17 protein-coding genes are annotated in these 21,367 nt (G+C 28.1%); 1 reads left to right on the forward strand and 16 read right to left on the reverse strand.

Annotated features, from left to right (window positions below; translation table 11 throughout):
* Positions 1–46: 46 nt before the first annotated feature.
* From CSGHG_RS11140 to CSGHG_RS11200, 12 genes are all read right to left on the reverse strand, one after another.
* Positions 47–634 (reverse strand): 4Fe-4S dicluster domain-containing protein, encoded by a 588-nt coding sequence (locus tag CSGHG_RS11140; protein ID WP_010295102.1) that lies wholly within the window; start codon positions 632–634, stop codon positions 47–49.
* Between the two features lie 31 nt (positions 635–665).
* Complete coding sequence (gene fdhD / locus CSGHG_RS11145) at positions 666–1,472, reverse strand: formate dehydrogenase accessory sulfurtransferase FdhD (RefSeq protein ID WP_010295105.1); 807 nt, start codon at positions 1,470–1,472, stop codon at positions 666–668.
* Positions 1,473–1,493: 21 nt separating this feature from the next.
* Positions 1,494–2,033, reverse strand: a complete 540-nt coding sequence (gene mobB, locus CSGHG_RS11150; RefSeq protein WP_010295109.1) for a molybdopterin-guanine dinucleotide biosynthesis protein B — start codon at positions 2,031–2,033, stop codon at positions 1,494–1,496.
* On the reverse strand, positions 2,011–3,222 hold the full coding sequence (locus tag CSGHG_RS11155) for a molybdopterin molybdotransferase MoeA (RefSeq protein WP_010295113.1): 1,212 nt from the start codon (positions 3,220–3,222) through the stop codon (positions 2,011–2,013). The genes mobB and CSGHG_RS11155 overlap by 23 nt, the downstream gene beginning before the upstream one ends.
* Positions 3,223–3,659: 437 nt before the next feature.
* Positions 3,660–5,801: a formate dehydrogenase subunit alpha gene (fdhF, locus tag CSGHG_RS11160; RefSeq protein WP_081496306.1), complete on the reverse strand. Its 2,142-nt coding sequence runs from the start codon at positions 5,799–5,801 to the stop codon at positions 3,660–3,662.
* Between the two features lie 235 nt (positions 5,802–6,036).
* Positions 6,037–6,675: an ATP-binding cassette domain-containing protein gene (locus CSGHG_RS11170; protein ID WP_010295114.1), complete on the reverse strand. Its 639-nt coding sequence runs from the start codon at positions 6,673–6,675 to the stop codon at positions 6,037–6,039.
* Positions 6,676–6,704: 29 nt separating this feature from the next.
* Positions 6,705–7,364, reverse strand: coding sequence for a molybdate ABC transporter permease subunit (modB, locus tag CSGHG_RS11175; protein WP_010295116.1), 660 nt, complete (start codon positions 7,362–7,364; stop codon positions 6,705–6,707).
* Between the two features lie 8 nt (positions 7,365–7,372).
* Complete coding sequence (modA, locus tag CSGHG_RS11180; RefSeq protein ID WP_042316384.1) at positions 7,373–8,134, reverse strand: molybdate ABC transporter substrate-binding protein; 762 nt, start codon at positions 8,132–8,134, stop codon at positions 7,373–7,375.
* 266 nt (positions 8,135–8,400) lie between these two features.
* On the reverse strand, positions 8,401–9,444 hold the full coding sequence (gene citC, locus CSGHG_RS11185; protein WP_010295120.1) for a [citrate (pro-3S)-lyase] ligase: 1,044 nt from the start codon (positions 9,442–9,444) through the stop codon (positions 8,401–8,403).
* A 242-nt stretch (positions 9,445–9,686) separates the two neighbouring features.
* Positions 9,687–10,973 (reverse strand): APC family permease, encoded by a 1,287-nt coding sequence (locus CSGHG_RS11190; RefSeq protein ID WP_010295122.1) that lies wholly within the window; start codon positions 10,971–10,973, stop codon positions 9,687–9,689.
* Positions 10,974–11,008: 35 nt separating this feature from the next.
* Complete coding sequence (locus CSGHG_RS11195; protein WP_010295124.1) at positions 11,009–11,734, reverse strand: gamma-glutamyl-gamma-aminobutyrate hydrolase family protein; 726 nt, start codon at positions 11,732–11,734, stop codon at positions 11,009–11,011.
* Between the two features lie 210 nt (positions 11,735–11,944).
* A complete protein-coding gene (locus CSGHG_RS11200; protein ID WP_010295127.1) occupies positions 11,945–13,978 on the reverse strand; it encodes a sigma-54 interaction domain-containing protein in 2,034 nt (677 codons plus the stop codon).
* A gap of 530 nt (positions 13,979–14,508) precedes the next feature.
* Here CSGHG_RS11200 and CSGHG_RS11205 point away from each other — a divergent pair.
* Complete coding sequence (locus tag CSGHG_RS11205; protein WP_010295130.1) at positions 14,509–15,093, forward strand: hypothetical protein; 585 nt, start codon at positions 14,509–14,511, stop codon at positions 15,091–15,093.
* A 76-nt stretch (positions 15,094–15,169) separates the two neighbouring features.
* Here the strand turns inward: CSGHG_RS11205 and CSGHG_RS11210 are convergent, their stop codons facing one another.
* The 4 genes from CSGHG_RS11210 to CSGHG_RS24895 form a co-directional block, all read right to left on the reverse strand.
* Positions 15,170–15,868 (reverse strand): DUF5714 domain-containing protein, encoded by a 699-nt coding sequence (locus tag CSGHG_RS11210; RefSeq protein WP_010295132.1) that lies wholly within the window; start codon positions 15,866–15,868, stop codon positions 15,170–15,172.
* Between the two features lie 114 nt (positions 15,869–15,982).
* The gene (locus CSGHG_RS11215) at positions 15,983–16,675 is read right to left on the reverse strand and encodes an anthrax toxin lethal factor-related metalloendopeptidase (protein WP_010295135.1); all 693 of its coding nucleotides are present in this window, start codon (positions 16,673–16,675) and stop codon (positions 15,983–15,985) included.
* Between the two features lie 746 nt (positions 16,676–17,421).
* On the reverse strand, positions 17,422–18,084 hold the full coding sequence (locus tag CSGHG_RS24255; protein ID WP_010295138.1) for an immunoglobulin-like domain-containing protein: 663 nt from the start codon (positions 18,082–18,084) through the stop codon (positions 17,422–17,424).
* The gene (locus CSGHG_RS24895) at positions 18,081–21,116 is read right to left on the reverse strand and encodes a glycosyl hydrolase family 18 protein (RefSeq protein ID WP_010295140.1); all 3,036 of its coding nucleotides are present in this window, start codon (positions 21,114–21,116) and stop codon (positions 18,081–18,083) included. The genes CSGHG_RS24255 and CSGHG_RS24895 overlap by 4 nt, the downstream gene beginning before the upstream one ends.
* Between the last annotated feature and the right edge of the window lie 251 nt (positions 21,117–21,367).

Consider the following 21,367-nt stretch of genomic DNA (forward strand, 5'->3'; position numbering starts at 1 on the left):
ATAAATAAGAATAATTATATGAATTGGTTTTACATATAAATAAATTTTATTTTTGATTATTTATAATTTTTGATAGGCTTTCCACTGCCTTTAAATTACGAGCTTTTTTTGTTTCTTTTGGAGTTATAAGTGTTAGCGCATCTTTAGGACAAGCTTTCACACAGGCTGCCTCTCCATTTTCTTTACATAAATCACACTTATAAGCTATAATTTTACTTTTGCTTTCTAATTCATTTTCTATATATTGTTTTAAGTTACTTTGTAAAACTTCTTCACCATTTTTATATTCTGGCATTAATTCTATAGCACCAAATGGACATGCTAAAACACAGCTTTTACAACCTATGCAAGCTTTTTCATCTATAATTATTATTCCATCTTCTTGCTTTATCGCTGATGTTGGACAACTATTTGCACATGGTGCATCTTCACAATGTCTACATTGAATTGGCATTGTTACCTTTCCTACTTTTATATTATGCAGTCTTGGTGTAACTGGAGTTTTAATTGTTCCAACAACACCACTAACATTATTTTTTTTGCTATGTGCTACAAAACATGCTACTTCACAAACCTTGCATCCTATGCATTTATTTGGATTAGCTACAACAAAAGAATTAAGTGCAGTTTTCATAAATTTTATCACCTTTCAAGTATATTTATTTCTATTTAACTATTAAATTACTTTCTATTACCCTTTGACCATTAGAATATATATTCATTTTATTTTTTCTAACAAAACCAACTAAAGTTATATTAAGTTTATTTGCAAGACTTACTGATAATGTAGTTGGTGCTGATTTTGATATGATAATTGGAATTTCCATCCTAGCTGCTTTTAATATCATTTCCAATGAAACCCTACCACTAAGTATCATTATCTTATCCTTTAATGATATTTCATTTTTTAGTGCATAACCTATAGTCTTATCCATAGCATTATGTCTAGCTACATCCTCACATATAACTAATATTTTTTCTCTGTCACTTAGAGCTATACTATGTACTCCACCAGTATTTTTAAATGTTTCAGAATAATTTAGGTTTTCCTTCATAAACTCAAAAATTTTATCTATTTCTATAGCAAGTTCACTTTCTACTGGATTACAGCAAAGTGAATCTAAAAATTTTTCTATATTTTCTTCAACTAAAACATTATTATTTTGAAACTTTATTTTTTTGCTTTGAAAATTTTTAGTATTTATTTCTTTTAAATTTGTTTCTATATATGCAGTTCCTTTATTCATATCTAATTTTAAAGATGTAATATCTTTTATACTATCTATAAGGTTTTCTGTTCTTAAAAAGCCTATAGCTAACTCTTCTAGATTTTCTGGACTACATAAAAGTGTTGCTATTTTTTTATTGTTTAAAAAAATAGTCATTGGATATTCACAAACTAATAGTTCTTCACAAGAAGTTTTTTCTCCATTATCTATTTTTGAAACAGTATAATCTAAAGTTTTATTCATAATTACCCCGCTATATAAAATTTATTTTTCATTTATTATTTTATCTTCAATAAACTTAACTACTTCCATTGGGTTATTAATATCTAAAACTGGTATATCCACCTCTAACTCTTCATCGCTAGCCAATGCTATAAATGTATCTTTTTTAAAGTTTAAATCATTATATAAAAAGTTGTTATCTACAACATTTCTGTGCACTTCAATTTTAGGATATTTATTATTTTTAAATCCTTCTACTATAACTAAATCAACATCTTTAAAAAGAGGTAATATATCCTCAATAGTTCTCTCTTCTTTTAAAGTCTGTATCATTGCTAATTTAGTAGAAGATGAAATTATAACATTGTCTGCTCCAGCCTGTGCAAATCTATAAGTATCCTTACCTTCTTTATCCATTTCGAACTTATGTGCATCATGTTTTAAAACTCCAACCTTCCAATTTTTCTCTTTTAAAATTGGGATTAATTTTTCAATTAAAGTTGTTTTACCAGTTCCTGATTTTGTTGCAACTATAGAAATAATTTTAGGATATACTTTCTTATTTAAAGATAAATTTTCCATAAACCTTATCTCCTATATTTATTTCTCTTACATCTTCATTCATAATTATTATTCCATTAGCTTTACTCATAGTCATAAGATGATTTGAACATTGATTTCCTAAATCATTAGCATAATATATTCCATCTTTTTCAGTTATGTTTACATATATATATTTTCTTCTATTGTTTTTTGCTTTAAATTTACTTGCTGCTAATACAGAAATCATATCATCTTCAATTTTATTAAATCCACTTATATTTTTAATAGCTGGTTTTACAAACTCTTCAAAAGTTGTTATAAGAGATAATGGGTTTCCTGGTAAGCCAAAAAAGAATTTATTTTTAATTGTCGCAAAAGTTACTGGTTTTCCTGGCTTTATTGCTACTGATGTAAAATTAATTTTTGCGCCTATTTCTTCTAAGACATCTTCAACAAAATCAAAATCTCCAGCTGAAACACCACCAGATGTAATTACTATATCTGCATTTTCTAAGCCTTCCGTGATTTTTCCTTTTAAAATCTCTTTTTTATCAGATGCTATACCTAAAGATATAAACTCTAAATTTAAATTTTTACATAAAGCCATAAGTGAATATTCATTAGAATTTCTTATCTTCCCTTTTTCAAGAGCTTCATCTATGTTTAGTAATTCATCACCAGTTGATATTATTGCTATTTTAGGAATTTTATAAGTTAAAACTTTACTATAGCCTAGAGATGCTAAAAAACCTATTTCAGTAGGTCTTATAACTTTCCCTTTTGGTATTGCTAAATCCCCAACATTTATTTCTTCACCCATTTTTATAATATTAGTATCTTTTTTAACAACATCAGATATTATTAATTTGTTTTCTTTACATTCTACTTTTTCAATTTGTATTACTGCATTAGCACCCTTAGGTACTGGTGCTCCTGTCATAATTTTTATAGCTTGACCTTGTTTTAATTCATCTTCGTAATACTCTCCAGCTCTTATTAATCCTACTATATCAAGCTCTGCATTGATTCCACTTTCACATACTGTAGTATCTTCAAACTTTATAGCATAGCCGTCCATAGCAGACTTATCAAAAGGTGGTAGAATATCCTTTGAGTAAATATCTTCTGCTAAAACCCTATTAAGTGATGATATAATATCTACTCTTTCTAATCCTATAATCTTTGTTTCTTCTTTAATTATTTTCAATGCTTCTTCTATAGTAATCATATTTTTATCCTTTCAAAATGAAATATTATAACATTTTAATCTTAAGTCTTTTCCTAAGCTGATTTTTATTAGTTTTATATTTTCATATAAAACTAAATTACAAAGTTAATTAATTAACAATTTTACCTATATATTCATAGGAGAAAAGCTCCTATTTAAACAAATATTTTTATCACTTGATGAAAATAAGTACAAATTAAGTTAGTTAATAGTTAAAAGGTAAGAGTTGAAGAAATTTATAATTATGAATAAAACTTTACTCCCTGTTTTTTTGAATCAAACATTACTATGAACAAGATAAGAAGTAATAACCACAACCCTTAACTCTTAACTAAAATATTAACTTGAATTTTCTCACTTGATAAATAAATAACTTTCAAACTTAGTTTAGAACCTTATATTTACAACTTATATAAGCTTTTAACTAATAATGTAGTTTATGAACTTTTAGAAACACCCATTTGTTTTTTTATGTTATCATATGTTTCTTTTACGTGGTTTTCAGCCCACTGTTGATCTTCTATTTTTTCTACTTTAATTGCACAATATTTAAATTCCGGTGTTTTTGTTATTGGATCAACAAAGTCACTTGTTAATTCATTACAAGAACCTACCCACCATTGGTAAGTCATATATGTAGCACCCTTTTTTACTCTTTCTGTAACTAAAGCTCTAGTTAGTATGCTACCTCTTCTTGATGTTACTCTAACTAACTCTTCTGACTCTATATTAAGCTCTTTAGCATCTTCTGCACTTATTTGAATATATCCTGGTTCATCTGCTAACTCTTTTAAAGCTCTACAGTTACCTGTCATAGTTCTTACAGAGTAATGTCCAACTTCTCTTACTGTTGATAAGCTTAGTGGATATTCTTCATCTGGCATTTCACCTGGAGCTCTCCATTCAGCTGCGAATAAATTTCCTTTTTCATTTTCAGTTGAAAATTTATTTCCTTCATATAGATAAGGTGTTCCTGGATGGTCTTCAGTTGGGCATGGCCATTGAATTCCACCTAATTCTTCAAGACGTTTATAACTTGCTCCTGCAAAGCTTGGACAAAGACTTCTCATTTCATCCCAAATCTCTTCTGTGTTTTTATAGCTCATTGGGTATCCCATAGCTGTAGCTATTTCACAGATAATTTGCCAATCTGGTTTTGCTTCACCTTTAGGTTCAACAGCTTTTCTAAATCTTTGGAATCCTCTATCAGCGCTAGAGTAAACCCCTTCATGTTCTCCCCAAGCAGTTGCTGGAAGAACAACATCTGCATGAAGCGCTGTTTTATTCATAAATATGTCTTGTACTATTACTAAATCTATGTTGTCTAAAGTTTCCCTTACCTCTGCTGCATTTGGGTCACTTTGAACTGGATCTTCTCCAAATATGTAATAAGCTTTTATTTTATCTTCATGAAGAACTAAGTGAGGTATTTCTGTTAACTTATGTCCTGGCTTATTTGAAAGCTTTACATTCCAAGCCTTTTCAAATTTTTCTCTTGCAGCATCATCTGTAACCTTTTGGTATCCTGGGAATACGTCTGGAAGAGTTCCCATATCACATGTACCTTGTACATTGTTTTGTCCACGAACTGGACCTATTCCAACACCAGGTCTTCCATAATTTCCTGTTAAAAGTGCAAGAGATGCTAATCCTTTAACTACATCTACAGCTTGTGAGAATTGACAAACACCCATTCCATAAAGAATCATAGCATTTTTAGCTTTTGCATATTCTCTCATAGCTTTTCTTATATCATCAGCTTTTACTCCTGTTATTTTTTCAGCATATTCTGGAGTATACTTTTCTACTTGTTTTTTATATTCTTCAAATCCATTAGTATATTTTTCTACATAATCTCTATCATAAAGATTTTCATTTATTAAGACATTACCAAATGCATTAACAAGTGCCATATTTGTGCCACCTTTTAACGCTAACCATAAATCTGATATTCTTCCTGTTTCTGTAAGTCTAGGGTCCACTGATATTATTTTTGCCCCTTTTTCCTTTGCCTTAACAATTCTTCTCGCAACAATTGGATGTGAATCTGCTGCATTATAACCAAATACAAATAATAAATCCGTATCTTCTATTTCTGGTATTCCGTTAGACATTGCACCATTTCCTAATGAGTAAGCCAGACCGGCTACTGAAGGAGCATGTCACACTCTAGCACAGTGATCTACATTGTTTGTTCCAACTACTGCTCTCATAAATTTTTGCATTACATAGTTTGCTTCATTTCCTGGTCCTCTAGCTGAACCTGTTCCCATAATAGCATCTGGACCATATTTAGCTTTTATAGCTAATAATCTTTCTGCTACAAATCTTACAGCTTCATCCCATGAAACTTCTTCTAATTCACCGTTTTTTCTTATCATAGGTTTTTTTAGTCTTGGAGTTAAAAGTTGAGGATCATTTAAAAAATCCCATCCATAATATCCTTTAAGACATAAATTTTCTTCATTTGTTCTACCGTTGGCTGCTTCTGCTCTTACTATTTGTCCATCTTTAACTACCAAATTTAGCTGGCAGCCTCCGCCACAATATGGACATACAGTTAGTATTTTCTTTTCCATAAAATTCTCCTTTTGTTGTGTTTTTTATATTCTTACTATAAAAAAGTAAAAAATATCTCATTATAATATCATTCTAGAGTATCATATTTGCACAGTCAAACTATAATATTAATGATAATTTGCCATTTTTAACTCACATTTTATATAAAACTCATAATTCAACATAATAATAGTTTTTTCGATAAATATATACACATTTTTACTATTCATAAATGATGTTTTATACTGAAAATTTTCACATTAATGCTCCATCTTTTATGTTGATTATTCTATCACCTAAAAGCTTAGCTTCATATGTATCATGGGTAACTAGTATTATGCTCACATCACATACTTTTTTAAATTCCAAAAACTCTTTATACACTAGCTCCTTAGTTTTACTATCTAATGCTGAAAATGGTTCATCCATAATCATAATATTAGGTTTTATTGCTAAAGCTCTTGCCAAAGCTACCCTTTGTTTTTCTCCTCCAGATATTTCTTTTGGATACCTATTTTTCAAATGATCTATTTTTAAAATTTCCATTACATATTCACCATGACTTTCATCAACTTGGCAGTTTTTATTGTTTTTCACGCCAAACATAATGTTGTCTTTTACCGTCATATGAGGAAATAGACCATAATTTTGAAATACATATCCAACGCCTCTATCCTTTATTGGCAAATTTATATTTTTTTCACTAGAATATACTATTTTATCGTTCAAAATTATTTCACCTTTATCCGGATTTGTTATTCCACTTATACAATCAAATATACTAGTCTTTCCTGAACCAGATGGACCTTGTATAACTAATATTTCTTTATCTAATTTTATTTTTATATTTAAATCAAAGTAGTTTAACTTCTTAAATATTTCAATATAATTCATTTTAATGCTCCTAAATTAAATTTTTCATATTAATATTTTTTAGATTTGCTCCATCTATTCAATCCGTAAACAATTATAAAGCTAAATACAATTACTATAGTCATTAAAATATTTGCAGTCTTATTATCTCCACCCTCTGCTGCAAAATATATAGCTAGAGGTATTGTTTGAGTTTTTCCTGGTATATTTCCAGCTACCATAAGAGTAGCCCCAAACTCACCTATGGACCTTGCAAATGCTAACACTATACCACTTATTATTCCTTGAAATGCTAAAGGAAAGGATATTTTCCAAAATATAGTCCTCTCGTCTGCTCCAAGAGTTCTTGCTACATTTTCATAAAGTATATCTATATTTAAAAATGCACTTTTGACACTTTGATACATTAATGGCAATGCTACAATAGTTGAAGCAATACACGCTGCTGTTATATTAAATATAAGTTTTTTATTAAAAAGTTCTAAAAATATTTTTCCAATTATTCCATTACTACCAATAATCATTAATAAACCATAACCAATAACAGAAGGTGGCAATACCATAGGTAGCATTATAATTGTTTCTAAAATATCTTTTCCTTTAAAATTGTATTTTGTAAATATTCTAGCTAAAAATATACCTAACATTAATGTAATCAAAGTAGATATGCTTGATACTTTAAGCGATATTATTATTGGCTCCAATATCATGTCTACACCTACTTATTAATATTAAATCCATGCTTTTCAAATATATTCATACTTTCTTTTTCCTTTAAGTATTCCATAAATTTTTCAGCACTTTCTTTTTTTTCACTATTTGAAATAAGGGCACATGGATAAACAATAGGACTATGTGTGCTTTCATCAAAAGTTTCAGCTATGTAAGAGTTTTTTAATTCCATCGCATCTGATTTATATACTATACCTGATGTTACTTCGTTATTATCAACATAATATGCTACTTGTTTTACATCCTTAGAATATATCAGTTTATTTTCAATTTGATTCCATAGATTTAATTTTGTAAGTGCTTCTTTTGCATATTGACCTGCTGGCACAGATTCAACAGTTCCTATTGACATATCTTTATTTTTTGAAATAACATCATTAACATTTTTTATTTCTTCTTTATTTGCATTAGAAACAATTAAAACTAATTCATTTTTTAATAAATCCAATCTACTATCATTAACTATTAAATTTTTATTTTCTAATTGATCCATTTGTTTTTTTCCTGCTGAAATAAATAAATCTACTGGAGCACCTTCTTCTATTTGTTTTTGAAGGGTTCCTGATCCGCCAAAGTTAAAAGTAACTTTTATTCCACTTTCCTTCTCAAAAATTGGCTCTATTTCTTCTAAACTTTCTTTTAAACTTGCGGCAGCAGATACAGTTATTTCTTCCTCAGTATTTTTTGCATCTTGCTTACCGCATCCTACTAATGTACCTACCACTGTAGATATTAGAATCACACTCATAATTTTTTTTAATTTTGTCACTTTAAATTCCTCATTCCCTAAAATATTTTTATATAAGATACTATAGAGTTCTAAACTCAATCCTAAATGGAGCTTGTTTCCCTATATCTTTGGACACGTAAAAAAATAATAGACTAAAATAAAAAGTAATCTTGTATCGCAAATAGGTTCTGCCATTAGTAATTTTTAGCAGAACCTATGGACCAAAAAAGAAACTCGTCTATTATTTAAAGCTACTATAATATTAAACAAACATGAATTTTTCTTTAGTGTGGCGTATTATTATTTTTTATTTTTTCTATAATTTCAATAGCATCATCACTATTTAAAAATTCAAAAGTTGTTTTTGGTACTATTTTTTCTATTTCATCCATTTTTCCTTCTCTTATAAGTTCTCTAACTCTAGATGCACTTATAGGAATTTCATCTTCTGCTTTTCTTTTTACTTCTATAACATCTGTTAAAAAAGTTGGTAATATTTCTTTTAATGTATCATTGTATGATTTAGTTACCACACAATATGGTTCCTCACCTACATATCGTTTATTTATATTAAATTCTTTGCAGAAATATTTTCCAAATATCTTTGCATCTAAATTAGTATATGCTTTTAAAACCTCATCTTTTTTCCTTATAAAGTATGATGGGAACGTAGCAGATGATATTATATATTCTCCACCAGGAATTACCTTTACATTTTTTAAATGAGCGCATCCTTTTTTCACTAAATCATATCTAACTTTAAATGGGAATAGAGATTTATCTTCCTCTACAACAAATACAATAACTTCCTCATTTTCACTTGCAGCTTTCTCAACTAAATATAAGTGACCTAAAGTAAATGGATTACAGTTCATAACTAGTGCTGCTTTTTTTATATTATTTTTTAAATCGTATTTATCACCAATTTTATTTAAACAAGAATTTATATTATAAACCCCATTTTCTAATAGCGCTACTTTTTCAACCTCTTCTATTAATTTATATCCAAGACCTGAAAAAATTGCTACATTATTTGGTTTAGTAAATATGAAACTATGATACTTACCTTCCTCAAACAATTTATCATTTACTGCATTTAATAAAGTTGCCGATACCCCTTCACCTCTTAAATCATCATCTACAGCAAAACATTTAAATATACTTCCACCCTTAGAACAAGTAGCTTTTATCTCGCCATCTACTCTAATAACAACAGTGTAATCTACATCTTTATCTAGTTCTAAATCAAACTTATTTAAAAATGTTTCAACTTCTTCTCTATATATTTCTTTTTTTATGTTAACTTTTTCTAAGTTTAAATTATACACTTAACATCACCACCATAATTCTTTTGTTTTTAAATTGAATACAAAACAATTATACAATATTTGTTGATAATATTATAATTTTTTAATAAATTCTTATAAAAATTAATCAAGAAACTTCTAGTAATTTATTATTATGACAAAAGCTGTCCTGAAATTTAAGTTTATTTCAAGACAGCTATATATTTTTAAAATCCTATTTTAAATAATAATTTGCTGATTTTTAAGCTACTTTTTCTAAGTTATTATTTTTCTTTTTTATTCATATTAACCATTAATAAATATATAGGCACTCCTATAATTAATCCACCTAGCCCCCATAATATTTTTTCCATTGATGATTGAACTAACAACCATCCACTTACTACTACTGCTAAAATTGGAATTACTGGTCCTAATGGAATTCTAAATGAACTTTTTAAATCTGGTCTTTTCTTTCTTAAAACTAGCACTGATAAACAAGTTGGAACATATTGTGCAAATCTTGATACAACACTTATCGCCGCTAATTTAGTAAAGCTTCCTGATAATGCAACTGGGATAGTTAATGCAACTGTAACTATTATTGCTATGTACGGTGTTCCCTTTTTATTATATTTGTTTAAGCACTTAGGTAATAATCCATCTTCTGCTAAAGCTACTGCTGTTCTTGGTGTAATAAATGATGCTGCTATATTAATTCCACCTATTGAAATTAATGTACCTGCTGTTACTAATATTCCACCCCATGAACCTAAAAATACTGCTGAAGCATCTGCCACTGGAGTTTTAGTTAGTGCTAATTGTTCACCTAATATACCTATAGAAACTGCTTGAATTAATAGATATACTACTGATACGATAATCATTACTGTTATTATTGCTTTTGGTATATTTTTCTCTGGATTTTCCATATCTTCAGCTGCAACTGCTATAGATTCAAATCCAGTAAATGCATAAAATATTAAAAGTGCTGCTGCTCCAAATGAACCGCCTTGATATACTCCACTTGGAAATACTGGATTAAAGTTAGATCCTTTTATAAAGAATATTCCTACTGCTATAAAAATAAATAAAGGTACTAATTTTCCTACAGTTATTATATTATTTAAAATTTTTGAAATACTAACACCTAATATATTTATTATTCCAAGTCCGCCTAAAATTACTATAATTATTATATTTTTCATCATACCTTCACCAGCTGCTGGCCATACTGCTGATAATGCTGTAACAAATCCAACTGCCATTGTTGCCCAAGCTATAATTCCTATAGCCCATTTCATGAATCCTACTTCAAATCCTACAAAACTTCCAAAGGCTTCTTTAGCATAAACATAAGGTCCCCCATTTTTACTAAACATTCCACCAACTTCTGCAAAACATAATGCTATACTAACTACTAATAGCATATCAAATAATATTACGCCTAAACTAGCTGGTCCTATAAGTTCCATTGCTTGATTAGGAAGCAAAAATATTCCTGATCCTATAATTGAGTTAATTCCAAGCAATACAATACTCCAAAAGCCTATCTTTTTTTTGTTGCTCATAGAAAAACTTCACCTCATCCTTTAATTATTTTTCCTTATTTACATTCTTTTATAAAATATTTGAATATGTTTAACATATTTTCATCTACACCAGCTAACATTTCTGGATGCCACTGAATTCCCATAACTAAAGGTTTTTCTATCCTTTCTATAGCCTCAATTACCCCATCTTTTGATCTAGCTACTACCTTAAAACCTGGTGCAACCTTATTTACAGCTAAATGATGAAATGAATTACAACATGTAACATCACCTAAAATTTGATTTAATACTGAATTTTTTTCAATGGATATTGTATGAGTTTTTACATCTGATAATTCACCTTGATTATGTTTTATATAACATCCATCAATTAAGCTTAAATCTTGATATAAACTTCCACCATTAGCTACATTTATAACTTGATGTCCTCTGCATATTCCAAGTATAGGCATTTTTTTACCCATTGCCTTTTTTATTATTGAAAAATCAAACTTATCTCTATCTGGATAAATTCCACCTAATTTTTGATGTGGTTCTTCATTAAATAATAATGGATCAATATCATGTCCTCCTGATAAAATTAATCCATCTACCATGCTTATTTGAGCTTCTATAATTTCATCATCCATATTCATTGGTATGATAAGTGGTATTCCGCCTCCATTTATAACAGCTTTTACATAGTCATTATTTACATAAGATCTTTTATATCCTGGAAACATGCCTCCTTGGTCTATAATCATACTTCCTGAGATGCCTATAATTGGTCTTTTGTTCATTAAATTGTCCTCCTAAACTAAATTTTAAAAAATTCCCCTACAATAATTTATATGAGCAAAAATCATGCCAACTTTTAAATCTAGTTAAATAAATGCATTTATATATACATTTTTCATGTAATAATTAGAAAAGATTTATAATTTAAAATAATCCATAATAAAAATAGGTAAATAAATAGGTGAGTTTTTATTCTCAACTCACCTATTTACTTACCTATTTTTAATTGTTTTCAAAAATTCTTTACCTTTTTCTGTTATACTGCTACCTTTTCTGCCCTTTCCACTAACGACAAGATTAAATTTACTTAAATCCACTAAAATTTTCCTAATTTCATTCTCTGTCACTTCATATTTCTTTTTACTTAAAATTTTGACTAAATTATTTCTTCCAACATTTTCTTTTATACTATTAAAAAATTCTATTTCTTTTAATATTTCATATACAATCTTAAAACTATACTTATTTTCTAAAAAACTTTCTATTTCATCAAATTCATCTCTTTTTTGCTCCACATTAAAGTAATAAGGTAGATCATTTATTGTTATTCTATCATTGCACATAAGAGACAAATATGAAGCTAGATTTTGTAGTTCTCTTACATTTCCTGGCCATGTATGATTTAATAATTCCTTTTTTACTAGTGGATCTACATACTTTATATCCCTATTCATGAAATATATAAGTAAATCCAATATATCTTCTTTTCTTTCATTTAATGGTGGAATATTTAAAGGAAGAACGTTTAATCTATAATATAGGTCCCCTCTAAACTTACCTTCATTTACTAATTTAAATAAATCTTGATTAGTTGCAGCAATAACCCTTATGTTTATATCTATAACTTTATTTGATCCAACCCTTACTAGCTGTCTCTCTTGTAACACCCTTAAAAGTTTAGTTTGCAGATATAACGGCATATCACCTATTTCATCTAAAAAAATAGTTCCATTATTAGCTTGCTCAAACAAACCTTTTTTTCCTTCCTTTAATGCTCCTGTAAAAGCTCCAGCCTCATACCCAAACAATTCACTTTCTAATAGATTTTCTGGCATAGCAGCACAATTTACTGCAATAAAAGGTTGTTTGTTTCTTAGAGAATTATTGTGTATTGATTGAGCAAAAAGTTCCTTTCCAGTCCCACTTTCCCCTAATATTAATACAGTTAAATCTGATAATGAAATTCTTAGAGCAAGTTCTATACATTCTTGCATTGGTTTAGAATTAGTTATTATATTATTAAAATTATATCTTGCTATATGTCCTTTTTCTCTTATTTTTTTACTTAAATTTTGTTCTAATTGACGTATATATGTAATTTCTTGAATATGATAATATATTCCTGTTTCTAATCCAAAGCTTGTTATTTTACACTTATTAACACTTAAAAACTTATTATTAAATTCTATTACCTCATCTTCTAAGCAATCTTCATTTAATAAACTAAGTAATTTTTTATCTAGAATATCATTTATATTTTTTCCTATTATATCTTTATAGATTCCTAACATTTTTTTTGCTTTTTCATTACAAATATTTATTTTTCCTTCTAGTGATGTAAATATTATTCCGTTATTAGATAAATTTATAATAGTATCTAATTCTTCATTTTTCAAAAATAATTCTTTATATTTATCTCTTACTCCTATATCAACATTTACTAATCTCTCTGAATATTTGATAAGGTTGCTATGTATTAATTTGTTATTCTCCTCTTCTACATCTAAAAAACTTATTATTTTTATAAAAGTGGACACATCGATTTTTCTATCGCCTACATCAATTATTTCTCTTACAGATGTAGGAACTGATTTACTTTCACCTGGTGTAATTGCAACTTTAAAGTTACTATAATCTCTACCATCATAATATGGAACTAAATTTATATGATTTATTCCTAATTCATAAAAAAAGCTTACAATCTCATATGTTGTTTCTTTATTATCATTAACTACTAATACATCAGTACCTTTAGGTATGCTAAATATTTTCATCATAGCTTCTTCTTCTATTGTTCTTTTAATAACTATAACTTTAGCATCACCTTTTATATGTTTTTTTATTTCAAAGGCTCTTTCTTTTATCATTACTAGAACTATTTCATCATCTATTTTTAAATTATTATTTATTGTATTAAGAAAGTAATTATTTATTGATATTTTATTACCTAACACTTCTTCTAAGTTTTCTCGAAGAAAATTTGCTAGTCTAGCATTTGTGTCTGTTATAACTGCAATAGATTTCACATTATCACTCCTTATCAACTAAATTATAAAACCACATTTTTACATGCTTTTTATCATATAAATATATTTCCTAATTGAATTTAATTATACTTTTTTAACAAGCTCCAACTTAAATTTACACATCAAATTTTTGTTATAAGTTAAGAAAAATAAGTACAAATATAGTTATTAACTAAAATAATCTGTTAGTTATTGATAAAACATTAATTTGGAACCCTATATCTTATTTAAATAAATTTATAATATTTTATTTGCATTTATTAACTGTAAAATTAAGATATCACATTATAACAGCTTTTTTTATATACTATATTGTAATCTAATTTTAAATATCAAAATAATAGCATTAAACTATTTTAATCCAAATTCCCATCTTAATTCATTAATTGCAAATGTTGGACAAGCTTTTTAATGAATACAGATTTAAAATTTGTTTAATGCAAAATAAATATTTAAATTCTTAAATTCCTCAAGTAGAACTTTTTAATATATAAAAAGTTTAATATTTATTAATTTGAGTGGTGAATCTTATGAACTTCCCAACACAATCTCCTTCTTGGAACACACTTAGAGATAAAATCTATTATACTATAGGTAAAGATCCTTATGTTGAAGTAAGTAATCTTATACCTTTGGAAGATGGCAATTACACCTTAAAAATAAAAGTATATCGTAGCATAAACAAAGCTAAAGCCTTGAGGGCGATACTTTCAAAAGAATATAAAGTAGAAGATGTAACTGTTAATGTAATCATATTAGATTCAGACAATAATGAAATTACCGTTGGTCCTTTGTCCAATTATACAATTGATGATATTGCATCAATATTTTGCATAGCTCTTCATTCTAATAGATTATTTAATGGTGTTATTATAACAGATGGGTTATTGCTTGCAGAACAAGAGGATATGATTGGTCAAATTGTAGTAATAATAAATAAAAATGTAGTTCAATTTTATAATAGTAATTTATCAGACCTTTATGGAAATTATACTGAATTAGCTACAAATATTTTTGAAGAACTTTTAATTAAAGAGTATCCTTTAAATATTAAAGTATCCTTTTCAACTAGCGATGATTCTTGTGAACTACAAAATAATTTATATTGTTATTAACAATATAGGAACTAACGTTTAAATTATTTACTAGCATAATAAATTTACAAATAATTTATTATGCTAGTTTTTCTTATTATTTATGAAATTTACATCTATCTTTTAAACATTGATCATTTATTTTGCTATAATTACATTTTAAATTTTCTTTCTTTTCAAGTTGAACATTTAATTTTTCTTTAGTAAAATCGACAGCAGTTTCTAAAGCTAAAAAAGTATCTCTCTTACAACATCTAGGGCCACCAAAAGATGCTATTTTTTCTAATGTTTTAGCTGTTATTAAGTTTGATAATCCCCATTTTTCCTCTGACAATGGACTTGCGCCTAATATTAAACTTATGTAAATTCCAGTACCTACAGCAGCACCGCAAGCACCATAAAATCCACAAAATCCTCCTAAAACATTTTTAGCTCTTTTCCCACCTTCATTAAGTAGCCTTTCTAAATTAGTCCTATCACCTATGGAATTTAAATAAGCTGTAACTAATACTGCTGGAACTAAATAATGATGCTCTGGTCCATGCATTTTAACTGATGGATGTTTCATTAAATCTAATGCCATTTCCATTGGATTAATACTATTACTTTTTAAGCAATATTCTTTTATTATTTCGAAAGCACCTAAACTATGGCAACTATCACAAACATAATGCCCTGATTTACAACTTGCATTAGAGCTAAATTTTTTCTTGCAAAAGTAGCACTCCATTTCTTTACTTTCATCAAAGTATTCTAACTCTTCACCACATATTAAACAATTAAATTTATTTTCCATAACTTCACCTCATAATAGTAAAATATATCTATAGTATAACGCCATTTTTTTATAATTGTATATAGTTAAAGCATCTTTTAATTTTTTCTTATTAAAAGATGCTTTAGTTCTATTTTATCCGGCAATTTTATCCGTATTATTTTTCATTCTTAATTTTATACTTTCTAATATTAATTTCATATATCCATGAGTTCTAGGTGCTAATTTTCTTAATTTTTCTTCATCTATATTATACAATGCAAAACATTGAGCCCAATATTCTTTTTCTGTTTGAGCATAAACTAACCCTTGCTTATTAAATAACTTAGCACGTTCATCTTTATATATTTTTTTAAATATATCACTTAAGGAAGGCTCAAGTCCCATGCCATAAAATTTCTCTATAGCATCTATAGCATGCCCAAGCTCATGAAGCAAAACATAATGATGTCCATAATATCTAGTTGAAACATACCCTTTTAAATATTGCGGTAAATTAATAAAAGCGCCTCCTATATCCATACTTCCTAAATCGTAACCTATTTCATTTTTAACTATATTTCTTATAGATTTTTTTGTAATATACATTTTAACTTCATAATAATTATAATATTGTAAAAGATATAGTGGAACTTTACTGAGTTCTTTTTCATATTGCTTTAACACGCAATATGGAACATCATATTCCTTATATAATATATTTTTTATATAAAACGATTTTAAATCTGCCTTTATCTTAAGTTTATTATTTTTTCCCACTGTTATATCTACATCACTACAAAATGGTAATAACATAAGAAATAACTCCAGTGTCCCATCCTTTTTCATGAATATCACTCCTAGAATAAGGCATCCTTAATATTTTAAAAGAAGTAACTTTTATTCTCATAATACTTATAAATTTATTTTACTTCTATTTTAAATATAAATTTATAATTACAAAGTTGAAAAAATTTAATTTCAACTTACATATCTTAACTTGTTAAATCTAAAGTACTTTTATGCATTTACTTGCTAGTTTAAGTCTCTAATGTTTGCAATGTACTAGTATAATTTAAAAATCTATAAAACATTTATTTTTAATAAATGTCTTATCATATTCAAGTGATAATTATATTTATTTTTAATATGAATTAGTAAATTTGACGATGTAATAGTTATTTTAAGATGCCTATTTATAAAATCGTCAAATTATATCTACTTTTTATAATATTACAAAACTCCAATAAATGTACTTATATAACGCAATATTTTGTAAGTATCCTTATAAAATATTAAAAATTTATTTTTAAATCTAAAATTTATATATGATTCCTTAATATTTTGTAAAGTTTTAGTTTTATTGCGCTGAAAGTATAATAATATAAATTCTGTCTTTATTTAATTTTTTATTATATTACATATTTTTTCTTTATAATTTAAAAACTTTTTTTATTATTTATCTATAAAGAAAATTATTATTAATTTTAAAATAAATAGTTTGTATATAAACTTAATTTTCACTCAAGAAAAAGGAGCTGTTGCCCCTCTAACTTTTATCAGCTAGCTTTTCAACAAACTCCTTATTAATTTTATTAACCCACTAATTGCCACGTTTCATCGCTACCTGGTACTGAATTAGTCCACCATTTAGCTCTATATTTACTACCTTGGTATACAACTATATCCCCTTCTACATAAATGCCTCCAGGTACATAATCTACACTACCATCCGGATTCTTTTCAACTATTTTTTCCCATGCCATATTATTTTCTGGCACACCACCTTGAGTCCACCATTTAGCCTTATATTTTTCACCCTTATATATTACTGTATCGCCTTCTACATATATTTTTTTAGGGTCAAAAGTATCCTCTGGTATCTCAGGTTTTTCTGCAACAGTTATTATACATTCTTTTTTGGCATTTAGTCCTTCACTATCTTCCACTGTATATACTAATTTATACGTTCCTATTGTATTAGTATCAACAGTGCCTGTAACTTTAACTTTGCTAGTTAAATCTCCATCTTCTTTATCATTAGCTTTAACACCATTCATTGGATCAAATGTTTCTCCAACAAATATTTTTTTGTTTTCTACACCAGTTATAGTTGGTGCAGTATTTGTTGGTGGATCTACCTCACCATCATCTTCGCTTCCAAATTTTTTAAATATATTAGTAAATTCATATTGACTTTTTACTCCAGAATTAGATTCTAACATAGCATCTCTATTCATAGACCAAAATGATGTCATTGCAATTTTGTTTTTATTGCATGATCAACTATTAACTTAGACCACTCTGTAGTAAATATAGGATGAGCACTTCCCTCAAATCCAATAGATGGAGTTGCACCAATTTTTCCATATGCTTGCTCATCTGTTAATTCTACTTTTGCAAATCTTTTATAATAATTTTTTAATTGATTTTTAGTGCTATCTATAGCTCTTACAGAACCTGTTCCATAGTTTTCACCTGGTAATAAAGTTCCACTACCATAGCACATAGTCATAATATTTACAACTTTAATATCTACTCCTTCAGTAAGATATGCTTCAACTACATCTAATTGTGTTTGAGTTAAACCGCTTGGTAATACTGGAAGAGTTAAAACAATATCAGTTCCTAACTCATCTTGAACCTTTTTAATTGCTTTAGCATTAGCAATATTTTTAGCTTTATCTTGAGCGCCACCTTCAATGTCTAAGTCTAGCCTTGTTAGCCCATATCCTTGTATTACTTCTTTATAAGTGTTAACTAAAACATCTACATCCTGTGTCACTTCCCAAAATGTTATACCATTTAATCCACCTAATGAGATTGTAACATCTCCACCTAAATCACGTAATTCTTTTATTGATTTTTTAATTCCTTGGTATTGGGTATTATCCTTATGCTCTTCGTTTAAAACAGAGTATCCACCCCAACCCCATTGAACTTTTCCATCTTTTATAGTGTTATTTGTAGATTGTATAAAACCTAAGTTAAAGTATTTAACACCACTATCATTAGAAATTTTAACTAAATTTGCAGCTCCATTATTGGTATAGCCTGGTTTTGTAACCCATGCAACCATATCTATAAATGGACAATTCACTTGTTTAGGCCACTCTATACCTTGACCAACACTAAAATCATATTTTGGTACGGTTGTATTATCTTCTTTTACAATTATCTTTCTTTCCGCTGTTGTAGTTTCATTTTTACTGTCAGCTACACTGTATATTAGTTTATATTCTCCGGCTTTTGTTGTGTCTACATTTCCTGTAACCTTAACATTCTTAGTTAAATCGCCATCTTCTTTATCCTTAGCAGTTACACCTTCCATTGGATTAAAGCTATCACCAACTTTGATTTCTTTATCTACAACTCCATTTAATACTGGTTTAGAATTTGTTTCTGGTGGTGTAACACTTTCTCCGTATATAGTTTGTCTTCCAAGTTCAGCACCCTTTGATGTCATTCTTTGAGACAATCCTATATTTTTTATTCCTTTAGCATCTGTTGGTGCTACATTAGATTTTAATTTAAACGTATAACTCCTACCCTGATCTATTGTTTTACCATCATATACAGCTTCAAGATCAACAACAGTGTATCCGTTTTCTTGTGTTACTGTACCAGCCAAGTAATCACCTGCTGTTAATTTCTCATCACTTTTTATATATAATTTAGGGAATTTAATTGTTTCTGCTGCTTTTTCAACAGATCTCATAACATCTCCGGACTCATTTGTTGTTTCGTTATTTTTTATTGTTATTTCATAACCGCCACTAGATCCCCATGACTCTTTATACGGTTTTATAGTTGCTGTTACATTCAAATCTGCATACTTTATTTGATGATCTGGCAATGCTTCGCTTCCAAATAAACCATTTTTAATAGTCTTTGTTAGTTCATCACGTTTAGTTCCATTATTGGTTGGTGCATCTTCAGATGCCATCCATGATATAACTCCACCTAAATTGTTATTGTTTACATAAGATGTCTTTTCTCCAATTGATTTTTTATTTTCATAAGTGAAGAATACCCCTGTAGTTTCATCATAAAGATATGGTGCTTTAGCTACATCATCCCAATATTCTTTTATATTTGGGTATTTAGTCTTTATCTCATTTAAATTACGATATGACCATACGCCTCCACGTCTTCCACCTTCACCTGATTTTAATGGCGCTTCATTTACTGCTCCACGACTTGGGCTTTGATCTGCATCTTTTGATATCTGTTCAGCTTTTCCAAATAATCCTGGTGTTTTACCATCAGGACCTTTTGATACTTTTTCCCATCCACGGCTATAAAATGCAGCTCCTACAACTATCTTATCTTCCTTAGCGCCCTGGCTTATTAGATATTTAACGCTATCATTAACACTTAATCCTTGACTTGCCAATGGGTCCTTTGGATTTGAATACAATCCTGTTTGGTGACCACTGGTATCATCCCATGCACCTCTCATATCATAGGTCATTATATTAGCAAAATCTACTACTTCAAATAATCTTTTTATATCAATTCCCTTATCAAGAGTTGATTTTGGAGCAGGAATTGCTACTGATAATTCATATTCTTTTCCTAGTTCTTTTTCTTTTTTATCTAATGCATTTCTTAAGTCTTGTAATAGCAATATATAATTTTCTTTATCTTTAGGTGTAGCATTAGGTGTACCCTCATCATTTTTATTGTCTACTAAATCTGGTTGACGTACTGAACCTGGATATTCCCAATCTACATCTACAAAATCCATATTAGTATATTCTATAAATTTGATAATATTTTCTACAAGCTTAGCTCTTTTTTGTGAATTATCACAAACCCTTGAAAAATCCCCTGATTTTGACCATCCACCTAAAGAAACTCCAATTTTCAGATTAGGATTTTGTGCTCTCAAATCTTGAAATGCTGATAAAACTCCTGCATTTGCAGCTCCCCATTGAACTCCTGGTTGACCAACTGGTGCTCCTACTGCAGCATCTTTATCTGTAAAAACTAAATTTCCTTCTCCATCAAAATCTAAAAAAGCAAAATTTAAATGTGTTAATTGATCAGCTGGTATATCTTTAGGATAGAAATTTCCTTGTCCGCCCCAAATAGACCAATCTCCATAATACATGACATTTCTTTTTCCTTCTTGGGCATTTTCACTTACGACACTTTTATTCATTTCTACTGCTTTTGCTTCTATTGTACCTATTCCCGGAAGAAGCATTCCAATCGAAAGTGATACTATGGCTGTTGCCGATATAATTCTTTTAGCTACTATTTTTCTTGTTTTTTTACTAACCATACAATAAATCTCTCCCATTAAATTAATAGTCTTATTAATAACTTATAAAAATAATTTATAAAAATAATAGTAGGACTTATACTTGCAAGTATTTTTAGTCTACATATTTATAATAGTAAGCTTATCTAATAATAGTGTCGTATTTTTTAAAAAATGTTTAGGATAAATAATATAATTAATAAAATTCTTACTTTTTCTATTAATTTCTACCTTATAATAAGCAAATTTACTTTATTTTGATACTAAAAAAG

The sequence above is a fragment of the Clostridium senegalense JC122 genome (assembly GCF_000285575.1).
Classification (GTDB): Bacteria; Bacillota; Clostridia; order Clostridiales; family Clostridiaceae; genus Clostridium_J; species Clostridium_J senegalense.